Annotated in this window: 18 protein-coding genes; 10 read left to right on the forward strand and 8 right to left on the reverse strand. The window is 59.2% G+C overall.

Features of this window, described 5'->3' with window-relative positions; all coding sequences use genetic code 11:
* Nucleotides 1-10: 10 nt before the first annotated feature.
* From GF111_RS22325 to GF111_RS22360, 8 genes are all read left to right on the forward strand, one after another.
* Complete coding sequence (locus GF111_RS22325; protein WP_038872241.1) at nt 11-2,593, forward strand: fimbria/pilus outer membrane usher protein; 2,583 nt, start codon at nt 11-13, stop codon at nt 2,591-2,593.
* A 43-nt stretch (nt 2,594-2,636) separates the two neighbouring features.
* Entirely contained in the window at nt 2,637-3,578 is a 942-nt protein-coding gene (locus tag GF111_RS22330; protein WP_038872238.1) for a fimbrial protein, read from the forward strand.
* A gap of 136 nt (nt 3,579-3,714) precedes the next feature.
* On the forward strand, nt 3,715-4,074 hold the full coding sequence (locus GF111_RS22335; protein ID WP_038872235.1) for a hypothetical protein: 360 nt from the start codon (nt 3,715-3,717) through the stop codon (nt 4,072-4,074).
* 73 nt (nt 4,075-4,147) lie between these two features.
* Nucleotides 4,148-5,443: an HlyD family secretion protein gene (locus GF111_RS22340; protein ID WP_060439614.1), complete on the forward strand. Its 1,296-nt coding sequence runs from the start codon at nt 4,148-4,150 to the stop codon at nt 5,441-5,443.
* Entirely contained in the window at nt 5,430-7,547 is a 2,118-nt protein-coding gene (locus GF111_RS22345; RefSeq protein WP_038872229.1) for a peptidase domain-containing ABC transporter, read from the forward strand. Before GF111_RS22340 ends, GF111_RS22345 begins: the two co-directional genes overlap by 14 nt.
* 95 nt (nt 7,548-7,642) lie before the next feature.
* The gene (locus GF111_RS22350) at nt 7,643-7,843 is read left to right on the forward strand and encodes a hypothetical protein (RefSeq protein ID WP_016927170.1); all 201 of its coding nucleotides are present in this window, start codon (nt 7,643-7,645) and stop codon (nt 7,841-7,843) included.
* Between the two features lie 86 nt (nt 7,844-7,929).
* Entirely contained in the window at nt 7,930-8,328 is a 399-nt protein-coding gene (gene gspS, locus GF111_RS22355) for a type II secretion system pilot lipoprotein GspS (protein ID WP_038872224.1), read from the forward strand.
* A 114-nt stretch (nt 8,329-8,442) separates the two neighbouring features.
* Nucleotides 8,443-9,918 carry an EmmdR/YeeO family multidrug/toxin efflux MATE transporter gene (locus GF111_RS22360; RefSeq protein ID WP_147191409.1) on the forward strand — a complete coding sequence of 492 codons (1,476 nt, stop codon included), beginning with the start codon at nt 8,443-8,445 and terminating at the stop codon, nt 9,916-9,918.
* Nucleotides 9,919-9,939: 21 nt separating this feature from the next.
* On the opposite strand, the gene GF111_RS22365 is transcribed toward GF111_RS22360, so the two are convergent.
* Entirely contained in the window at nt 9,940-10,785 is an 846-nt protein-coding gene (locus GF111_RS22365) for a lytic polysaccharide monooxygenase (protein ID WP_038872219.1), read from the reverse strand.
* Between the two features lie 309 nt (nt 10,786-11,094).
* Between GF111_RS22365 and GF111_RS22370 the strand changes: the two genes are divergently transcribed.
* On the forward strand, nt 11,095-11,277 hold the full coding sequence (locus GF111_RS22370; RefSeq protein WP_094460483.1) for a LuxR C-terminal-related transcriptional regulator: 183 nt from the start codon (nt 11,095-11,097) through the stop codon (nt 11,275-11,277).
* Nucleotides 11,278-11,321: 44 nt separating this feature from the next.
* Here GF111_RS22370 and GF111_RS22375 read toward each other — a convergent pair whose 3' ends face one another.
* The 6 genes from GF111_RS22375 to gabD form a co-directional block, all read right to left on the reverse strand.
* Nucleotides 11,322-11,501 (reverse strand): hypothetical protein, encoded by a 180-nt coding sequence (locus GF111_RS22375; RefSeq protein WP_038872213.1) that lies wholly within the window; start codon nt 11,499-11,501, stop codon nt 11,322-11,324.
* On the reverse strand, nt 11,498-11,683 hold the full coding sequence (locus GF111_RS22380; protein WP_038872209.1) for a hypothetical protein: 186 nt from the start codon (nt 11,681-11,683) through the stop codon (nt 11,498-11,500). The genes GF111_RS22375 and GF111_RS22380 overlap by 4 nt, the downstream gene beginning before the upstream one ends.
* A gap of 229 nt (nt 11,684-11,912) precedes the next feature.
* A complete protein-coding gene (locus GF111_RS22385; protein ID WP_147190951.1) occupies nt 11,913-14,285 on the reverse strand; it encodes a glucose/quinate/shikimate family membrane-bound PQQ-dependent dehydrogenase in 2,373 nt (790 codons plus the stop codon).
* Between the two features lie 147 nt (nt 14,286-14,432).
* Nucleotides 14,433-16,571, reverse strand: coding sequence for a TonB-dependent receptor PqqU (gene pqqU, locus GF111_RS22390; RefSeq protein WP_174840534.1), 2,139 nt, complete (start codon nt 16,569-16,571; stop codon nt 14,433-14,435).
* A 274-nt stretch (nt 16,572-16,845) separates the two neighbouring features.
* Entirely contained in the window at nt 16,846-17,259 is a 414-nt protein-coding gene (locus tag GF111_RS22395; RefSeq protein ID WP_147190949.1) for a GyrI-like domain-containing protein, read from the reverse strand.
* Between the two features lie 101 nt (nt 17,260-17,360).
* The gene (gabD, locus tag GF111_RS22400; protein WP_147190946.1) at nt 17,361-18,836 is read right to left on the reverse strand and encodes an NADP-dependent succinate-semialdehyde dehydrogenase; all 1,476 of its coding nucleotides are present in this window, start codon (nt 18,834-18,836) and stop codon (nt 17,361-17,363) included.
* 211 nt (nt 18,837-19,047) lie between these two features.
* Here gabD and GF111_RS22405 point away from each other — a divergent pair, with 211 nt between their 5' ends.
* A complete protein-coding gene (locus GF111_RS22405) occupies nt 19,048-19,263 on the forward strand; it encodes a glycogen synthesis protein (RefSeq protein ID WP_147190944.1) in 216 nt (71 codons plus the stop codon).
* A 38-nt stretch (nt 19,264-19,301) separates the two neighbouring features.
* Here the strand turns inward: GF111_RS22405 and GF111_RS22410 are convergent, their stop codons facing one another.
* Nucleotides 19,302-20,216: a pyridoxamine 5'-phosphate oxidase family protein gene (locus GF111_RS22410; RefSeq protein WP_147190942.1), complete on the reverse strand. Its 915-nt coding sequence runs from the start codon at nt 20,214-20,216 to the stop codon at nt 19,302-19,304.

Raw genomic sequence — 20,216 nt, forward strand, 5'->3', positions numbered from 1 at the left:
GAGCTAATGAATGATAACTCGTCAGCGTAGAGCAGCGAAGCGGGATGCTTGGCTGAAGCGCATCGTCTTATTCACGGCAACCACGGCGGTATGCGGCAATATGGCCAACCCTGCCTTTTCCCGTGACTATTTCAATCCGGCGTTGCTGGAAACGGGGCGTTCGGGCCAACAGCCTGTTGACCTGTCGGTGTTTGAAAACGGCAACCAGGTGCCCGGCAAGTATCGGGTGGATATTTGGGTGAATGACATGCTGATGGAGACGCGTGACGTTCGGTTTGTCATCAAGCCCGGCGGCGATGATAAAGCCGGCCTGCAGCCTTGCCTGACGGGGGAGGATTTACAACGGCTCGGGGTGAAGATCGAGCGGTTTCCCGCATTGAACCGCGCGGAAGAGTGCGCGAATCTGGCCGCCATCCCGCAGGCCTCGGCGCAATTTCAATTTAACCGCCAGCGGCTGGTGCTGAGCATTCCCCAGGCGGCGTTGGAAAATCGGGTGCGCGGCTATGTACCGCCCGAACTGTGGGACGAAGGGATGCCGGCGATGCTGCTTAACTACGGTTTCACCGGCAGCAACAGCAAGGGGCGCGATCGTTTTACCCAGAGCGCGAGCAGTTACTACCTCAACCTGCGGCCGGGGTTCAATCTGGGGGCCTGGCGGGTGCGGAATTACACCACCTGGAGCTACAACAGCGGCGGTGGCGGGCGGCAGTCGGAAGATCGCTGGGACACCGTCTATACCTACGCCCAGCGCAATATCATCAGCATGAAGAGCTTGCTCACACTCGGTGAAAGCAGCAGTCCGTCCGATGTGTTTGACAGCGTGTCGTTTCGCGGCGCGCAGCTGGCCTCCGATGACGACATGTTGCCGGAAAGCCTGCGCGGCTATGCGCCGGTGGTGCGCGGCATTGCGCGCAGCAACGCGCAGGTGGTCATTCGCCAAAACGGTTATGTCATCTACCAGAGTTATGTCGCGCCGGGCGCGTTCGAGATTTCTGACATGTATCCGACCGGCGGCAGCGGCGATTTGGACGTGACCATCAAAGAGGCGGACGGCAGCGAACAGCATATGACCGTGCCTTTTGCCAGCTTGCCGGTATTGCAACGCGAAGGGCGCCTGAAATACGCGCTGACGTCCGGCCAATACCGCACCTACGATCACAGCGTGGAGAAAAAGGTTTTCTCGCAGGGCAGCCTGATTTACGGCTTGCCGGCCGGCTTTACCCTCTATGGCGGCGGACAGTTCGCCGGCCCGTATCAATCCTTGGCCTTGGGGGTGGGTAAAAACCTGGGTGAGTTCGGCGCCCTGTCGGTGGACGCGACTCAGGCCTGGGCGAAACAGGAACATCAGCCGAAAAGCGACGGCCAGTCGTGGCGCGTGCGCTACAGCAAAAACATCGTAGCGACCGGCACGAACTTCGCCATTGCCGGCTACCGCTATTCGACCAGCGGCTATTATGGGCTGCAGGAAGTGCTGGACACCTACCGCAGCGGCAACCGCTACGCCCTGACAGACCGCCGTAAAAACCGCGCCGAGATTACGCTCAACCAGAATTTATGGGAGGGGGCGGGGTCGCTTTCCCTCAGCGCGGTCAGCGAAGATTACTGGAATTCCGAGCGCAACATGCAATCGCTGAGCGCGGGTTACAACAATAGCTGGAATGGCATCAGTTACGGTTTTAACTACAGCTACAACCGTAATTCACAGGCGATTTACGGTGACTCAGACCGGGGGCAACGGCGTATTTACGATCGCGACCAACTGTTTGCCTTCAATATCAGCGTGCCATTGGAGAAATGGCTGAGCAACACCTACGCCACCTATAGCCTCAATACCAGCCAAAAGGGCAATACCAGCCATACGGCGGGGCTCAACGGCACGGCGCTGGCCGGCAACAACCTCAACTGGAGCGTACAGGAAGGGTATGGCAATCAGGGCCAGGGCAACAGCGGCAATGCCAACCTCGACTGGCGCGCCACCTACGGCGAACTCGTCGCGGGATACGCTTACGATCGCAGCCAACAGCGCGTCAACTATGGCGTAAAAGGGGGCGTGATTGCCCACGAAGACGGCGTCACCTTCGGCCAGCCCTTTGGCGAGACGGCCGCCCTGGTGACGGCGGCCGGCGCCAGCGATGTGGCGGTCGGCAACCAGGTCGGGGTGAAAACCGACTGGCGCGGCTATGCCATCGTTCCTTACGCCACCCCTTATCGCAACAACTCGATTCGTCTTGATGTGGAGAGTTTGCCGGATGATGTCGATCTCGCGCTGACCAACCAGTCGGTCACGCCTACCCGCGGCGCGGTAAGCCGGGCGAATTTCAAGGCGCACGTCGGCAAAAGGATCCTGATGAGAGTCACGGATCCACATGGGGTGCCTCTCCCTCTGGGGGCCAGCGTCCGCGATGCGGATCATTCGGCGCAGCCGTTCCTGATTGGCGGGGATGGATTGGTTTATCTCTCCGGCATGGCGGAACAAGGCCGGCTCGTCGTGCAGTGGGGGCGAAATGCCGAGCATCAGTGCCGCATCAGCTATCAACTGCCGGCGGAGAAACCCGTCGCAGGGATCCAAACCCTCAATGGCGTTTGCCAATAGATCTCGCTCCGTATCCATCATGACTTGTTAAATGAGAGTGAAAATGAACGTTTTTATCAGGATATTCGGTTACGGCGCTCTGCTATGGCTGGCGACGCTAACGACGGTGGCGTATGCCGGCACCTGTACCACCAACGCGAAAACCATCCGCATGGGGTTGCTGACGCTGGCCGTGGATCCGCGTATTGAAATCGGCGAACAGTTGGCAGTCCGTACGGAAAACAGCATCAGCGGCACGACGTTTTCTTTTCTTTGCTCGGGCTCGGTGGCCTATCGTTCCCTGTCGCCGCTGACGCCGAGTGCGCTGCCCGGCGTGTTTGAAACGGGCATCGACGGCGTAGGCGTGACGATTTCGGATCTGTGGCAGAGCAATAAGAACGTGCCTTTCAATACGGCGATTTCGCCCAACCTGCTGACGCCGTGGATCAACCGCAATGATGTCAGGCTGACGTTTATCAAAACCGGCCCGATTAAAACCGGCGGTGATATGGGGGGGAAGATTATCGCCAGATATTATCTGGACTCGACCTCGGTATTGGATTTGAGCATTTCCGGCATGAAGGTCATTCAGAAAAGCTGCCTGGTGGATTTGAATTATAAAAATCAAACGGTGGACTTAGGCAGCCCAAAACGCAGCGAATTTAATGGGGTCGGCAGCAGCGCGGTGTCTTCCGAACGTAACTTCTTCGTGGTCCTGCAATGCCAGGAAGACAATATTCCGGTACAGGTGACGTTTGAAGCGGCCGGAAATTCGCCGGGCGTAGGCATGATCGCTATTGCCGACGGTTCTGATGCGGCAAAGGGCGTTGCCGTGGAAGTCCTGGACGAGAACCGTAATCCGCTCACGTTTTCCCGGCCGATTAACTATCACACCGCTGCCGAAAAAGAGATAAGAATTCCCTTAATGGCGCGTTATAAGCAGACGGGGGACATTAGCCCCGGGCAGGCCGATGCCGTCATGACATTCACCGTTACGCAGAATTAAGGGAGCCGTATCAAAAATATAATGCCGTCTTTTCCCGCGGCATTATTGGTGGCATCCGGCGCTGCAGGCCGATGCCAATGCAATGACAACACGCATGTATGGCTGTGTTTGTCGGTTTAAATATGGAGATTAACCAATGAAAGAACTGTCTGTTATCGAAATGAATGAAGTGTCAGGCGCCTATTCCTGGGATATGAGCAATGGGCTGTCCGGCCTGATTGGCAGCGCCGTCACGAATGCCGCGGAAGCCGTTTCGTCCGTTGCTTTGGGCGCCGCGGTCGGCAGCATGGCGGGCGCCGTCATCGGCGGTAAGCACGGCGGCGACGGCGGCGGTCTGCTGGGCGTCGGCTCCATTGGCCAGGGCGTTGGCATGGTCGCTGCGGGTATTCTGGGTGGCGTGGCCAGCGGCGTGGCCGCAGCCGTTGTTGGCTGGGATACCACCCTGGAATACTCCAAAAAAGGCCTCGATGGGCTGATTAACGGCACCATCAGCTAAATCAATATTGCTGTCCAAGGCCGCAGCGCTCGCGCTGCGGCTGTCTCCCGGTCAGGCATGCGCAGGTCTTCCTATGAGTGATAATAAGAGCAGAAATATTTTCCGCCAGGAGGCGGTCAATTATCAACGTCAAAGATGGACCGGCAGAGCGCTGCTGATTTCCGGCGCGTCCAGCTCTGTGATTGCCGTGACGTGCCTCGTTTTTATTCTTATTTTGGCGAGCGCGCTCTATTTTTGTGAATATACGCGCAGGGTGGATGTCGAGGGGGAGGTGATCAGCATTCCGCATTCGACGAACGTTTTTTCTTCCCAATATGGCTATGTAAATCGGTCTTTTCACCAGGCCGGTGATGTGGTGGAAAAAGACGAGCCGCTCTATATCATCGATGTTTCCAGAAGCACGGCCTCGGGTAACGTCAGCCATATTGCCGCGGGTGAAATCAACAAGCAGATCGGCAATCTGGATTCGATCATCAGCAAGCTGAAAAAAAACAAAGACGCGATGCTGGAGAACCTGAGAAAACAGATTGACAGCTATGAGATAGCGTATAAAGAAACGGAAAAACTTAACCTCAGTGCCAGAGATGGCATGGAAAAAATGAGGGAGAGTTTGAAAAACTACGAGCATTACCTGACGAAAGGGCTGATTACCAAGGATCAGCTGAATTATCAGCGTTCGCTCTTTCAGCAACAGCAGAGTTCCTATCAGGCGCTCAACAGCCAAAAGATTCAGCAAAATATCCAGCTGTCGCAGCTGCGCAGCGATCTGCTGATTCGCGCCGCCGATTACGACAATCAAATATCGCAAAGCGAATCGCAACGCAGCGAGCTGCAACGCCAATTGGCGGAATCCAACGCCGGCGACCAGGTGATTATCAAGGCGCCGCTGAAGGGGAAAATCGAGTCGCTGAGCGTGACCGCCGGGCAGGTGGTCGAGAGCGGCAGCAGCCTGGCGCAGATCAAGCCGATTGAAAACATCAAATATTACCTGGTGTTGTGGCTGCCGAATAACAGTTTGCCCTACGTGAAAATCGGCGATGGCATCAACATTCGCTACGAGGCTTTTCCCTCGGACAAGTTCGGCCAGTTTCCGGGGCGCATTGAATCCATCTCTTCGGTTCCGGCTTCTCCGCAGGAGATGGCGGAATACAGCAGCGGCAATAAAAGGGAGCGAAACGCCTACTACAAAGTGTTGGCGTCCATCAGCGACACGCAATTCAGCGACAAAGGGAAATATCTGGAGATCAGCAGTGGGCTGCAGGCCAGGGTGATTGTGTTCCTGGATAAGAAACCGCTTTATCAATGGGCGGTCGCGCCTTTGTATGACATAAAAAACAGCGTGGTGGGGAGAGTCGATGAAGGATCATAATCTTTTTGAACGGATCAACGAAAAGTTAACGTTCTCTCTGCGTAAACGGGTGCCGAGCATCTTGCAGTCGGAGTCATCGGAGTGCGGCCTGGCCTGCCTCGCGATGATCTCTGCTTATTACGGATTTAATGTGGATATGCTGAGCCTGCGGCAGCGATTCGGCATTTCCACCCAGGGCGCGACCCTGGGCACCCTGTCACAAATCGCGGCGCAAATTCAGCTGAAGACGCGGGCCTTGTCGCTGGACATCGATGAAATCAATCAGCTGAAAACGCCCTGCATATTGCATTGGAACATGAACCATTTCGTGGTGCTGGTTAAGGTTCAGCGCGCGGGCTTTGTGATTCATGACCCTGCCTTCGGGCGCCGAGTGATTGGCCTGCAAGAGATGTCGAACCATTTTACCGGCATTGCGCTGGAGCTGTGGCCCGACAAGGCTTTTCAGCAAGAGACCTTAAAGACCCGTTTACGCCTGCTGGATTTGATGAAAAACATCGAGGGGCTGCCGGGGACGCTGCTCAAGATTTTTGCCTTATCGCTCGTCATTGAGTCGGTCAACCTGCTGCTGCCCGTGGGGACCCAGCTCGTGACCGACCATGTCATTCAGGCGCATGACTACAGCTTGCTGACGGTCATCTGTTTGGGGCTGATCTTCTTCACCCTGTTTCGCGCGGTGGTCAGCATCGCCAGGGCCTGGATTTCCATCGTGCTGGGGACGCTGACCGATATTCAGTGGAAGACGACGCTGTTCGAACATCTGCTGAAGCTGCCGCTGGACTTTTTCGAGAAACGGCACCTGGGGGATATCCAATCGCGGTTTTCCTCATTGGATGCGATCAGAACCACCTTTACCAATAATATCGTCGGCGGGATCATCGACGGCATCATGACAGTCGGCTTGTTCGTGATGATGATGGTCTATGGCGGCTGGCTGGTCTGGGTGGTGTCAGGCTTCACCTTGGTCTACATCCTCATCAGGATGATGACCTACCGCACCTACCGCCAATTCTCGGAGGAGCAAATCGTCAAGGCGGCCAAGGCGAACTCGCACTTCATGGAGACGCTGTACGGTATTTCCACGGTCAAAGCGCTGGGCATCAAGGAAACGCGCTCCAGCTATTGGCTCAATTTGAATGTCGATGCCGCCAATACCAATATCAAAATCACCCGTTTCAATATGATGTTCGGCGGGATCAATACCTTTATCACCACGCTCGATCAGGTGGCGATACTTTGGCTCGGCGCCATGATGGTCATCGACAATACTATGACGCTCGGCATGTTCATGGCGTTCAACGCCTATCGAGGCCAGTTTTCGCAGCGGGCTTCCAGCCTGATCGATCTGGCGATCGGCCTGCGCATGCTGTCGCTGCACAATGAGAGGATATCTGACATCGTCTTTACCGATGCGGAGGTGGAGTCCGCGCCGCGGCAGGTCTTCGAACCGGGCAAGGGGGTTGCCGTTGAGGTTAAAAACCTCACCTATCAATATGACGCGCTGTCTCGGCCGATCTTTAAAGACCTGGATATCCGCATCGCCGCCGGCGAGAGCGTCGCCATCGTCGGGGCGTCTGGCGTGGGGAAAACTACCTTGCTGAAGGTCATGTGCGGCTTGCTCAACCCGACCTCGGGAGAGATCCTGGCCGACATGATGGATATCCATAAAATCGGCGTGAATAACTACCGCAATGCGATCGCCTGCGTGTTGCAGGACGACCGACTATTCTCCGGCTCGATCGCGGAAAACATCAGCGGCTTCGAGGTCAACGCCAATAGAGAGTGGATTGTGGCCTGTGCGATGCACAGCAACATTCACGAGGAAATCATGCAGATGCCGATGGGTTACGAAACCCTGATCGGAGAGTTGGGGAACGGCATCTCCGGCGGGCAAAAGCAACGTCTGTTTATTGCACGCGCCCTCTACCGGCGACCAAGCGTGCTGTTTATGGATGAAGCGACCAGCCATCTGGACGTTGAGAATGAATTGGCGATCAACCGGGCGATATCTTCGCTGAATATCACGCGCGTGATTGTCGCCCACAGAAAATCGACGATCGACTCGGCGGATAGGGTGGTGGCGCTGGGGGCCGCGAGCGGCGGCTAACGCTCGCTCGGCAACCCAGGCTGTCCCCGCGGCCAAAATCGCGGTAAAATGCAGCAGTTGACCTTATCGCACGCCATCAGGCCGCCGTACTCGCTATGAAAATGCGCAAACCGCGCCGTCCGCCCGGGCGGTGGATCTATTACATCCTGCATGAAGACATGCTGTGGCCCTGCCCGGTCAAATGGGAGTGGGAGAGCGGCTATAACGCCTGGCTGCCGTTTTACTATTCCCCCACGCTGGAGTTCGTCGCCGGCAACCCCGCCCGCGCCACCAAGGTCAGCAGCGGTCGGCGTTAAGCGGGCAGCGCGTGCTGCTCGCCTTGCCGCCCGGCATCCGCTCACCTAAGATCATTGCATCACCCACAGGTTTTCCGGGAGCTCCCATGTCTACTCAGTTTCGCACTTCTCTTTGCGGCGCGGTGGCGTTGTTGCTGCTGGCGGGCTGTCAGCAAACGGCGCATAAACCGACGCCGCCGCTGCAGGCGCAGTTGGATCACATCGCTTCGATGCTGGCCGGCGGCCACTTCCTGCGCGTGGACTGCGGGCGCAGCGATGTGCCGGACGATGTCAAATTGCAACGCACCGCGATGCGGGCGGCGCAGCATCGCGGCTGGGATACGCAGGCGGCAGGGTATCGGCAGCTGCCGGCGCTCACCCAGGCGCGCTACCTGACTCTGCAGCAGGACAATCAGCTGCTGACGGACAAATGCACCACGCTCAGCCGCAGCACCGCACGCTTTATCGCGGCGGCGCAGGCCGATCAGGAAGACTACATGGAGTAGCGCGACGGTGTGCCTTTCGGGCGCTCGTCGCGGGCGCCCAAAAATTCTTTGCAGGATAACGATTTATCGCTCATCATTTGAAATGATGTTTCACTTTTATTCATCGAGCCCACCTTGAACCTGTATGCCGCCCTGCGTCAGCGCGTGGAAAATACGCCCTGGTACGCCAAACGGAAAAGCTACCGCGTGCTGTTCTGGCGCGAAATCACGCCGCTGGCGGTGCCAATTTTTCTGGAGAACGCCTGCGTTCTGTTGATGGGGGTGCTGAGCACCTTTCTGGTGAGCTGGCTCGGTAAAGAGGCAATGGCCGGGGTGGGGCTGGCGGACAGCTTCAACATGGTGATCATCGCCTTTTTCGCCGCGGTGGATCTCGGCACCACCGTGGTGGTGGCCTTCAGCCTCGGCAAGCGCGATCGTCGGCGCGCGCGCGCGGCGGCGCGTCAGTCCCTGGTCTTGATGACCGGCGTGGCGCTGCTGTTGGCGGCAGGCATTCATCTGGCGGGCGAATCGATCATCGATGTGATCGCCGGGGCGGCCTCGCCGGAGGTGAAGGCGCTGGCGCTTTCTTACCTGCAGACCACGGTGTGGAGCTATCCGGCGGCGGCGATTGCGCTGATTGGCAGCGGCGCGTTGCGCGGCGCGGGCAACACCAAGATCCCGCTGCTGATCAACGGCGGCATGAATATCCTCAATATCATCATCAGCAGCATTCTGATATACGGCATGCTCGGCTGGCACGGGCTGGGCTTCGTCGGCGCCGGGCTGGGGCTGACGATTTCCCGCTGTATCGGCGCCATCGCCATTCTCTATGTGCTGGCGATCGGCTTTAACCCGGCGCTGCACATCACGCTGAAAAGCTATTTCACGCCGCTGAAGATGGGCATCCTGTGGGAAGTGCTGGGGATCGGCATTCCCGCCAGCGTCGAATCGGTGCTGTTCAACGGCGGCAAGCTGCTGACGCAGATGTTCGTCGCCGGCATGGGCACCAACGTGATCGCCGGTAACTTCATCGCTTTTTCTATCGCTTCGCTGATCAACTTGCCGGGCAACGCGCTGGGCTCGGCCTCGACCATCATCGTGGGGCGGCGGCTCGGCAAAGGCGAGATCGGCCAGGCGGAGCGGCAGCTGCGCCATATTTTCTGGCTGTCGACCCTCGGGCTGACCGCCATCGCCTGGGGCACGGCGCCGCTGGCCGGCGTCTTTGCCGCGTTCTATACCTCGCAGGATGACGTAAAAACGGTAGTGAAAACCCTCATCTGGCTCAACGCCGCCTTTATGCCGATCTGGGCCGCTTCCTGGGTGTTGCCCGCCGGGCTGAAAGGCGCGCGCGACGCCCGCTTCGCCATGTGGGTGACGATGCTGGGCATGTGGGGCTGCCGCGTGGTGGCCGGCTATGTGCTGGGCATTGAACTGGGCATGGGCGTGGTGGGCGTCTGGCTGGGGATGTTCCTCGATTGGGCGGTGTGCGGCGCTTTGTTTTACTGGCGCATGGTCAGCGGGCGCTGGCTGTGGAAATATCCGCGGGTCAGGGCCGAGGAGAGAGACCTATGCCGCCCCTCGGAGGAGGCGGCAATCCGGTACAAGGAGTGAACCGGCTGTCGGTCACGGTGATTATCCTTTGATGTTTACGTCGCTACAGCTGTAAAAGCCTTCACCGACAGGATCGATGCGTTGCCAGCGAATGTAGATAACGTGTTTTCCCGTATAGTCTTTGGCGTTTACGGCGAATTTGTATTGCTGGTTTTCCGGTTTGACATTCTCGACTTTCTCCAGCAACACCAGGTCACTCCACTTCAGGGGCGCGGTGGCGGCGTTATAATCCGGCCTTGAGATATAAACCTCGAAGAAGCTGGGATCGTGGGTCGCCGTGGCGTCATAGACAATATCTATCTTGCCTTCACTGGTTTTTTGGATATCGGTGGCGCGCCAGGCGGTCACAGCGTCTAAACCGGATTTGTCATTCCAGACTTTCGAACGCTCATCCCATTCAGCGCCGACATTACCGGCGGAACAAAGCTGCCCGTCCGGGATGGCGGCTTTAACGGCATCCGGATTGTTGTAGTCAGCAACATTCTTGGAGGCCTCATTCCACTGCCTGAACTGATAGTTGGACTGCTCGATAATATCGACAGCATTTTTTTTGCTGTTGATGGCGCTTTTTTTCCCTTCTTCTTTCGGCACAACAATCCCAGACTTATCAAGGTACTTGTGATAGACGAGCTGATACGCCGCTTTACAGTCGCTTTGCGGAATGCCGGAACCGTCTGCCGGCCAATAATATCCGCCCTCTTTGTAGCACTGGTATTGACGAGAGATGGGGATCGCCGGAGAACCATGTCGCGGTTGCAGGGAGGAGGCGGCTACGTTTTGGTACGGGGACGGAGGTGTTTGGGCGAATGCAGCGACTGAGAATAGTGAACAGGAAGCCAAAGCTAACAACGTTTTCTGCAAAAGCATAAATTACCCCTACTTGTGGTGAGCCGTTCAAAGGGAACTGCTCGGAATGAGTGAGATGCGGTCTTATTTCACATAAAAAATATTTAAGTATTAATGCGGTTTTATCCACAATTTGTGTGATTAAAGTCACGCAGGTGTGAAATATAAGTATTATTTGTTTAGTTTTATGAATATTTCAACGGGGCGGGACATATGAACCAGTGTATTAGGCCCGCTGGAGCGGGTATTGACGATGTGGGTGAACGGCAGTGAGAGCCACCGTTCTCATTGGTATAACGCGAGGGCATTACCCGCCATGAGCAGGACGTGATGCGCTATCTGGCCTGTGAATTGCCGCAGGCCACCATTGCGCGCAACCTGCACCTGAGCGTGAAAACCGTCAGCAACCACAAACAGGCGGCGATGAGAAAACTGGGTTTCAAACGCAACGCGGGTCTCTACCACTGGCTGCGAATGGGCGGGTTGAAAACCGTAGAGCGGCCGCGAGGGTGAAGGCGCGGCTCAGGCGCCAGACCTACGCCTGAGCCGCTGCGGCGTCAATACAGCAGGGTCATCGCGCTGAAGAACAACAGCGTCAACGCGATGATGATGACGTTTTGCGTGGCTTTGCGCACCAGCTTACCGGCGCTCAGACGGCTGTCGATGACGTAGAGCAGCGGCACCATCAGCAGCACGTAGGCAAACATCAGCATGGCGGTAAAAGGCTGCACATTCATTCCGGCGGCTCCTGTGGGTCATCTTGGCCGATCAGGTGCACCAGCACGGCCTCTGTTTGATGGGGAAGCCCGACAAAGGGCGAATGGACGGGGGGAGCCGGCTCGAACGGCAGGCCGGCGCGCCGCGTTTTCACCGCCGCTTGCAGGATCTTCTTTTGGTGTCTTTGCGTGTGGTCGACCATACGCCTCCGAATAGGGCCGCCCGCAGGCGGCCGACTGCCATATTGCCCATTAAGGTGGAGAAGGATTGCGGGCCACTGCCGGGGCCACGCACTCATAATATTGCGAATGATAATTATTATCAATAATGAAAATGAAAAAATTAAGGGTATTGCGGGCGGCGCATCAGGCGGGGCGTAAAAAGAAAAAGCACGCCTTGCGGCGTGCTTTGCAGGGTATTACCGGTGGCGGTTACTTCTGATCGGGCAGCGCGTAAGCGACTACATAGTCGCCCAGCTTGGTGCCGAAGGAACCGTGGCCGCCGGCGTAGATCAGGACGTACTGCTTACCGTTGACCTCATAGGTCATCGGCGTCGCCTGGCCGCCGGCCGGCAAGCGCGCTTCCCACAGTTTCTCACCGTTGGTCACGCTGAAGGCGCGCAGGTAGTTGTCTGCGGTGGCGCCGATGAAGAACACGTTACCGGCGGTGGTCACCGGGCCGCCCAGCATCGGCATGCCCATTTTGAACGGCAGCGGCAGCGGGGAGCTGTCGCGCACGGTGCCGATGCGTTTTTTCCACACGATGTCGTTGGTTTTCAGATCAACGGCGGAAATGTAACCCCAGGCCGGCTGTTTGCACGGCAGGCCGAACGGTGACAGGAACGGGTTCAGCGTGACGCCGAACGGCACGCCATACTGCGGCTGGATACCGGTTTCGGTACCGCTGCCGCCCTTGTCGCCTTCCGGCGGCTCAATCGGGTTGCCTGGGCCGCGTGGGATCAGTTTGGACACGAACGGCAGCGCGATCGGGTTGGCGATAGCGATTTCGCGATCGGTATCGACGGCCAGGCCGCCCCACTCGAACATGCCGAGGTTACCCGGGAACACCAGCGTGCCCTGCTCGGAAGGCGGGGTGAAGGTGCCTTCATAACGCAGGCTGTGGAACATCACGCGGCAGACCAGCTGGTCATAGATGGTCGCGCCCCACATGTCTGCACCGGTCAGTTTCTTCTCAGGACGGAAGGTCAGCTCGGAGAACGGCTGGGTCGGTGACAGGCGATCGCCTTTGGCCGGCCCCTGCGGTACCGGTTTCTCCGGCGCCGGCACCACCAGTTCGCCGTTGGTGCGGTTCAGCACGAAGATGTTGCCGGTTTTGGTCGGCACGTAGATGACCGGCACTTTTTTACCGCTCTTGTCGGTAATGTCCGCCAGGGTCGGCTGCGCCGGCACGTCCATGTCCCACAGGTCATGGTGGACCGTTTGATAGAACCAGGCCAGCTTGCCGGTGGAGGCGTTCAGCGCCAACAGGCCGCTGGCGTAGCGCTCCATTTCCGGGGTGCGGTTGCCGCCCCAGATGTCCGGCGTGGCGACGCCCATCGGCAGATAGACGATATCCAGCTTGGCGTCATAGGCGGCCGGTGCCCAGGAGTTCGGCGAGTTCGGCACGAAGTGATGCTCGTCCGCCGGGATGGCGTTCGGATCTTTCGCGCCAGGATCGAAGGCCCACAGCAGCTTGCCGTTGTTGACGTCGAAGCCGCGGATCACGCCGGAAGGCTCGCGGGTGGAGTAGTTGTCGGTCACGGCGCCGGCGACGACGATCACGTTATCGGTGATCACCGGCGGCGAAGTCGGCTCGTAGTGGCCCGGCGTCGCATACGGCATGTTGCTCTGCAGGTTCAGTTCACCGTTATTGGCGAAGTCCGGGCACGGCTTGCCGGTTTCGGCGTCCAGCGCGAACAGGCGGCCGTCGTTGACCGGCAGAATGATGCGGCGTGCGCACATCGCCGGTGCGGCGTTGCCGGCAGCGTCTGCGGCGGCAGCGGTTTCGTGGTAAGACACGCCGCGGCAGGTGATGTGCTGGAAGGTCGGGTTGTACTTCAGCTGCGGATCAAACTTCCATTTTTCTTTACCGGTGGCGGCATCCAGCGCAAACAGCTTCTGGTGCGGCGTACACATGTAAAGGGTATCGCGGATCTTGATCGGCGTGACTTCGTTGGTGATCTCACCCGGATCGTTGGCGGTCTTCAGATCGCCGGTCTGGAAACGCCAAACCTCTTGCAGCTGGCCAACGTTTTTGTCGTTGATCTGGCTCAGCGGCGAGTAACGGGTGCCTTCCTGGGTGCGGCCATAGGCCGGCCAGTCGGCGCCGGTGGTGTCTTTAGGCTGTACCTGCGCGGCGTCGAGGGTGCCGTTGATCTCTTGCGGATCGTTGAACACGGCATAGGCCAGCGCAATGACGGTGATGACCAGCGCCGCGCTCAGCGCACCGTAGGCGAACTTGCCGTTGGCGACCAGCTTACGGTAGATAAACGGCAGTACCAGCCACAGGCCGAAGAAGAAGGTGACGTCCAGACGCGGCGTCAACGCCCAGAAGTCCGGGCCGACTTCCCACAAGGCCCAAACGGTGGTGCCCAACAGGAACACGGCGTACAGCAGCAGCGCGGTGGCGCGGCGGCGGAACAGCAGCCAAGAGGTCGCCAGCAGCACCAGCCCGGCGATGATGTAATACAGCGAACCGCCCAACTTGGCCAGCCAAATGCCGCCGCCGAGCAGATAAAGCCCGCTCAGGGCGGCAAACAGCGCCGTTATGACGATAAGCGGCGATAGTGACGCTTTATTTTGCATAGCAATACCCTTACCAAAAATGAAAGTCCCCGATTTAGAGATTAAGCCAAATCGGAAAAAACACGCGGTTTCTCCCTAATATTTCAGCGGGAAGCCGCTAGGGTGACGTAAAACCTATTCCGTCTTTTAACCTTAAGGTGCTTTGCCTTATTCAAAGCGGTAAGACAAGGTGGCGCCGCCACCCCAGTTGCGACCCGGCGCCGGCTCGAAATAGCGGCCGTTGCCTTCGTTGACGATCACCGAACCGACGTATCGGCGATCGAACACGTTGTCCACCCGGCTGAACACGTCCAGCGCCCAGCGGTTCCAGGTAAAGCGATAGCCGGCGTTTACGCCGGCCACGGTGTAAGCGGGGGCCTGCGCGCTGTTGGCGTCGTTGGCCTGAATGTCGCTCATGTAGCGCAGCTCCGCGCCGGCATGCCAGCCTTCCGGCGGCGCAAAGGCCAGCGAGGCGTAGCCCATGTTGCGCGCGATGCCCGGCAGGCGATTGCCGGCGGGGGTACAGCCGGATTTACCGCACATTTCGCTGCGGTAGGTGGCGTCCAGCAGCGTCCAGGCCATATGCAGGCGCCAGTCCAGCGCGAACTCTTGATCCAGCGCCAGCTCCAGGCCGCGCCGCCGGGTTTTGCCGGCGTTGGCGTAGGTAATATTTGTGTATTGGCTTTCCGCCACCACCAGCTCGTTATCGGTATCGGTCTGGAACAGGGCCGCGCTCACCAGGCCGTTGCCGAGGCGCAGTTTGCTACCCAGTTCGACGGTATCACTGGTGGAAGGCTGCAGGCCGAGGTTGAGGCCTGGCTGGCCGTCGGGACGGTAGGAGAGTTCGGTGGTGGTGGGGGTTTCAAAGCCGCGGCCGGCGGAGAGATAAACGTTCCATGCCGGGTTGATCTTGTAGTTGAGCGAGCCCATCGGCAGCCACTGGTGGTAGCGTTTGCTGCCGCTGTCGTCGCCGTTGCGCGGCGTGATGTAATAGTCGGTCGAGTCGAAGCTGACCGTGCTGTAGCGCAGGCCGGCGTCCAGCGTCCAGTGCGGCGTCAGTTGCCAGGAGGTTTGCAGGTAAGGATCCAGGTTCCAGATGCGGTTCTTCTCGTTGCGCCGCTGGTCGCCTTTCTCGCCGTAGTCCACTGTGCCGTCTCGCAGAATAAAGTTTTCGAACCCCTGGCGGCGTTCGGTCATGGTTTCATAATCCAGACCGCCGATCAGTGTTACCGGTAACGATGCGAAAGTATCCTCATGCTTCCAGCGAGTGTCAATGCCCTGATATTTTCTTTCCAGCACGATCACCCCGCCGGGGTTGGCAGGATTGAGCTGTTGTTCTCTGCGAAACGATTGGTACTGCGTGGTGTGGCGCTCGCCGTGGTAGGCGGTCAGGGTCAGTTCGTCGCGCTCGCTCATCCGGCGCTGATAGCGCAGGCCGGCCTGGGTCTGGTCGAGCGATTTGCGGGTGTTGAATTGATCCGCGCGCGGCGCCTGGCGCGGATTGGCCCTCCATTCCGCCTCGGTCAGGCCGCCCGGATCGCCGGCGTCAATCGAGACGCTGTTGAACATCAGCGTCAGGGTGCTGACGTCGTCCAGGCGCACGCCGAGCTTGCCGTTACCGAGGTTTTTCCGCGCGGCGCTGTGATCGCGATAGCCCTGAGTGGTGAATCGGGTGCCGGAAATAGCGTAGTTGACGTCGCCGGCCTGGGTGCCGTCGCCGGTGGCGCCGGTCGCTTTCACCCCGTAGCGCCAGGTGTTGTCGCTGCCGAAATAGCCGCCGGCTTCCAGCGTCGGCGGCTGGGCGCCGGTCTGGGTGTCAACGTTGATTACCCCACCTGAGGCGTTGCCGTACAGCGCGGAATAAGGGCCGCGCAGCACCTCGATGCGCTCGACGGAATTGATGTCGATATTGGAGGTTTGACCCTGGCCGTCGGGCATGGTGGCGGGAATGCCGTCGACGTACATGCGCACCCCGCGCACGCCGAACATCGAACGGCTGCCGAACCCGCGTATCGACATCTGCAGATCCTGCGCATAGTTTTGCCGATTTTGGATCTGCAGGCCCGGCACGCTGCCGAGGTTTTCCGACAGGTTAATCTGCGGCGCGGCGTTGCGCAGGGTTTCGCCGTCGATCACGCTGACGGAGACCGGCGATCCCAGCTCGGTCAATCCGGTGGGTTGCGCCATCACCACCAGGGTGTCGCTTTTTTCTTCATTATTTTCTGCCGCCAGTGCCTGGCTGGCGAAAATAGGCTGTAGCAATAGCATTGCAGCCGGGGTAAGCACGGCGTTTTTCTTATTGATCATGGAATAAATCTGCCACTGGTATTGAAAGGGAATCGCAGGTCGATTCAGAGTTAGCCATCTGTCGCTCCATCTACATGACGCTAAACGAAAAGAGTAATGCATCCTGGCATCAGTATAGATTATCTCGCGATGGGATGTCTTGCTGAAACGGTGCTCACATTCCAGCGTGTCACCGAGAAAATTCAGGTAAAACGCCTTGGTTTTGTCCCCCGAAAAGACATGCGCCATAGGAATGGTGGAGAAGAACGTTGTCATCGTTGAGTTCAATGCGACGTTAGCGGCAGCCGATATGGATATCGACCGCCTCGGGGCCGGTATAGGTTTCGAAGTCGGTCAGGAAGCGGCGTTCGATTTCCGGGTGTTGCTCGAAGTAGGCCCAGATGGCTTGCCAGCCTGCGATAACCGCCGCCGGCATGGCGCCACGGGCCTGGAACACCAGATAGCGGCCGGGTTGGATGTGCAAACCGTTCTCTGCCGCGCTGCCGGCGGTGACGTCAAACGGCCCGCCGGCGTCGGAGGCGTAGTTGGCGTAGACCCCGTAGACCGGCATGGCGGGCGAGGTGGCGAAAAAGTCTGACCACAGCGCCGGGATTTTTGCCGTCTCGGGCCGGGTTTCGTCCTGATTGGTGGTTCTGACCGTTTGGCCGGCGACGTAAAAGCCGGGCAGCTGCATTGAGAGGGGTTGCATAGCGGAAATTCCTTTTAACCGTTTGAACGAGAGGCCTAAAGGTAGCAAAGGCTTCCCGGATCCGCCAGACAGGGCCCCCGCAAACGCGGAGGCCGATCGTATCAGGCGCCCAAACCGCCAAGGCACAGGTATTTGATCTCGAGATAGTCCTCGATGCCGTATTTTGAGCCTTCGCGGCCCAAACCGGAGTGCTTCATGCCGCCGAACGGTGCCACCTCGGTGGAAATCAGCCCTTCGTTAATGCTGACAATGCCGTACTCCAGCGCTTCGGCCACGCGCATCACCCGGCCGATGTCGCGGCTGTAGAAGTAAGCGGCCAGGCCAAACGGCGTGTCGTTGGCCAGTTCGATGGCTTCCGCTTCCTGGCTGAAGCGGATCAGGGGCGCTACCGGGCCGAACGTCTCCTCGCGGAAGATTTTCGCCGTGCGCGGCACATCGGTCAGGATGGTCGGGGTGAAGAAATTGCCGCCCAGCGCGTCAGGCTTGCCGCCCAGCAGCACCGATGCGCCGTGCTCGACGGCGTCGGCGATATGCTCGCGCACTTTCTCCACCGCGTCCGGGTTAATCAACGGGCCGATGGTGACGCCGTCATCCAGGCCGTTGCCGACCTTCAGCTTGGCGACGGCGGCTTTCAGTTTGGCGGCGAAGGCGTCGTACACGCCGTCCTGCACCAGAAAACGGTTGGTGCAGACGCAGGTCTGGCCGGCGTTGCGGTATTTCGAGGCGACCGCGCCGGCCACGGCGGCGTCCAGATCCGCGTCGTCGAACACGATAAACGGCGCGTTGCCGCCCAGCTCCATGCTGGTTTTCTTGATGGTGGGCGCACACTGGGCCAGCAGCTGCGCGCCGACTTCGGTGCTGCCGGTGAAGGAGAGTTTACGCACATCCGGGTTGGCGGTGAGTTCGCCGCCGATGCCTTTGCTGGGGCCGGTGATCACGTTGCACACCCCGGCGGGCAGCCCGGCGCGCTCCGCCAGCACGGCGATCGCCAGCGCTGAGAACGGGGTCTGGCTGGCGGGGCGGATCACCCCGGTACAGCCCGCCGCCCAGCCGGGGCCGGCTTTGCGGGTGATCATCGCCGCCGGGAAGTTCCACGGGGTAATGGCGGCGAACACGCCGATCGGATCTTTCTGCACGATGATGCGGCGGTCCGCCTGGGGCTGCGGAATGGTGTCGCCGTAGACCCGCTTGCCTTCCTCGGCGAACCATTCGATAAAGGAGGCGGCATAGGCGATTTCACCGCGGCTTTCAGCCAGCGGTTTACCCTGTTCCGCCGTCATGATGCGCGCCAGATCCTCCTGATTTTCCATCATCAGCTCAAACAGCCGCCGCAGCTTGCCGGCGCGCTCTTTGGCGGTCAGCGCACGCCAGGCGGGCAGCGCCTTTTTGGCGGCGGCGATGGCGCGCGCGGTTTCTTCGGCGCCGAAGGCCGGCACATGGCCAACCAACTCGCCGTTAGCGGGGTTATGGATGGCGATCGTGTGGCCTGCTTTGGCCGGCAACCATTGCCCGTCGATGTAATTGGCCTCGCGGAACAGCGTGGGGTCCTTGAGGGTAGCGCTGATGCTGGTGCTCATTAGTCTCTTCCTTTGCTGAGTTCAACAGAATGGTCTATCCCATACGGCTACCCTTTACCCTAGCAAACTTTACCGCCGCCGTTTGCCAGCGTGGCGACAAGATGCGCGTTTTCTTCATGCGCACCTTCTGTACAAAAAATATCCGCCGTCGGGCCGATACTGAAAGAGCAGGCATATGACCCTTTTCGATGTGATTAAAAGGAGTGTGCGAATGATGAAATCAGTGGACAGACATCTCGCGGCCTACGGCAGCGAGATGGATTTTTTGGCGTCGAGTATCGCCCTGATGGAATGGCAAGGGCGGCAGATTGACGCCGGGCAGGTGGCCGGCAATATGTCGGAACAGCAAAGCCGCCTGTTCTTTGCGCGGTTGCGTTATTTTAGTCAGCTTTATCAGGCCGCAGCGGCGGCCGAACACAGCCTGTAATTTCCCGATTCAGCCCCGCCGCAGCGGGGCTTTTCATTTCAGCGGTGCCACACCCCGGTCGCCAGCGTCGCGGACGAATACTCAAGATCGCGTCCCCGCCACGGCAGCGCCGCCGCAAAGCGCCAGGCGCGGTGAACGTCAAACCGCCAATAGCGTTCCGCCCCTTCAACGCCGGGATCCCCTTGCGTCTGCCAGAGGATCTGCGTTTTTCCTTGCAGGTGCAGCACGTCGCCGCGATCGAAATCGATGAACAGCAGCGCCGCCCGCGGTTCGGCCAGCAGGTTGCCCAACGTATTCATATAACGGTTGCCGCGAAAGTCCGGCATCCACAGCCTGTCGCCTTCCAGATGGATAAAGCCGGGGCGGCCGCCGCGATGGGAAATATCGACGCCGCCCTGCGCCAGTTCCAGGTGCGCGCCGCTGGCGACGAAGCTGGTGTCCGCGGTGCGGATCAGCGCCTGCGCCGCCGCATCGAGCGACGCTAAATGCTCAACCGGCTGTGGCCGGCTCTCCATCGGGTAGAGTTCGCGGCGCTGAATGTACTGCGGGCAGTTGCCGAAGCTTTGGTGCACGACGATCTCCACCCGGTTTTTATCGGTGCGGCCGACGGTGCCGTTGGCGCGGTTGCGCCGCCGGTTGCTGAAGTCGAGCCCGAGCGCGCCGACCGGTTTGCCGGGCAGCAACAGCGCCTGGGCGGGATCGTCGCTGCGGCGCGGCGCGCTGATGCGCAGGTGCGTGTCATCCGGCGTGCGTAAAAATCCGGGCGGGCCGCTGAACAGGGTGGCGATGGGCCAGCCCTGGTCGTCCAGCGTGGCGACAAACAGGTAAGGCAGCGCGGCGAAAAACGCGCGGTGCTGATCCGGCATCGCGGGGTAGATGCCGCCGCCCACGCGATCGAAACCGGCCAGCGTCTGTGCGCGCAGCTCATCGGGATGGAACAGTTGCGGGATCAT

This window comes from Serratia sp. HRI (assembly GCF_010119335.3).
Lineage (GTDB): Bacteria > Pseudomonadota > Gammaproteobacteria > Enterobacterales > Enterobacteriaceae > Serratia > Serratia nevei.

What these genes read in the sequence shown, in the direction of transcription:
- GF111_RS22325 (WP_038872241.1), top strand. Translation starts at nt 11, where the DNA reads ATGATAACTCGTCAGCGTAGAGCAGCGAAGCGGGATGCTTGGCTGAAG.
- GF111_RS22330 (WP_038872238.1), top strand. Translation starts at nt 2,637, where the DNA reads ATGAACGTTTTTATCAGGATATTCGGTTACGGCGCTCTGCTATGGCTG.
- GF111_RS22335 (WP_038872235.1), top strand. Translation starts at nt 3,715, where the DNA reads ATGAAAGAACTGTCTGTTATCGAAATGAATGAAGTGTCAGGCGCCTAT.
- GF111_RS22340 (WP_060439614.1), top strand. Translation starts at nt 4,148, where the DNA reads ATGAGTGATAATAAGAGCAGAAATATTTTCCGCCAGGAGGCGGTCAAT.
- GF111_RS22345 (WP_038872229.1), top strand. Translation starts at nt 5,430, where the DNA reads ATGAAGGATCATAATCTTTTTGAACGGATCAACGAAAAGTTAACGTTC.
- GF111_RS22350 (WP_016927170.1), top strand. Translation starts at nt 7,643, where the DNA reads ATGAAAATGCGCAAACCGCGCCGTCCGCCCGGGCGGTGGATCTATTAC.
- gspS (WP_038872224.1), top strand. Translation starts at nt 7,930, where the DNA reads ATGTCTACTCAGTTTCGCACTTCTCTTTGCGGCGCGGTGGCGTTGTTG.
- GF111_RS22365 (WP_038872219.1), bottom strand. Translation starts at nt 10,785, where the DNA reads ATGCTTTTGCAGAAAACGTTGTTAGCTTTGGCTTCCTGTTCACTATTC.
- GF111_RS22370 (WP_094460483.1), top strand. Translation starts at nt 11,095, where the DNA reads ATGCGCTATCTGGCCTGTGAATTGCCGCAGGCCACCATTGCGCGCAAC.
- GF111_RS22375 (WP_038872213.1), bottom strand. Translation starts at nt 11,501, where the DNA reads ATGAATGTGCAGCCTTTTACCGCCATGCTGATGTTTGCCTACGTGCTG.
- GF111_RS22380 (WP_038872209.1), bottom strand. Translation starts at nt 11,683, where the DNA reads ATGGTCGACCACACGCAAAGACACCAAAAGAAGATCCTGCAAGCGGCG.
- GF111_RS22385 (WP_147190951.1), bottom strand. Translation starts at nt 14,285, where the DNA reads ATGCAAAATAAAGCGTCACTATCGCCGCTTATCGTCATAACGGCGCTG.
- pqqU (WP_174840534.1), bottom strand. Translation starts at nt 16,571, where the DNA reads ATGATCAATAAGAAAAACGCCGTGCTTACCCCGGCTGCAATGCTATTG.
- GF111_RS22395 (WP_147190949.1), bottom strand. Translation starts at nt 17,259, where the DNA reads ATGCAACCCCTCTCAATGCAGCTGCCCGGCTTTTACGTCGCCGGCCAA.
- gabD (WP_147190946.1), bottom strand. Translation starts at nt 18,836, where the DNA reads ATGAGCACCAGCATCAGCGCTACCCTCAAGGACCCCACGCTGTTCCGC.
- GF111_RS22405 (WP_147190944.1), top strand. Translation starts at nt 19,048, where the DNA reads ATGATGAAATCAGTGGACAGACATCTCGCGGCCTACGGCAGCGAGATG.
- GF111_RS22410 (WP_147190942.1), bottom strand. Translation starts at nt 20,216, where the DNA reads ATGATCCCGCAACTGTTCCATCCCGATGAGCTGCGCGCACAGACGCTG.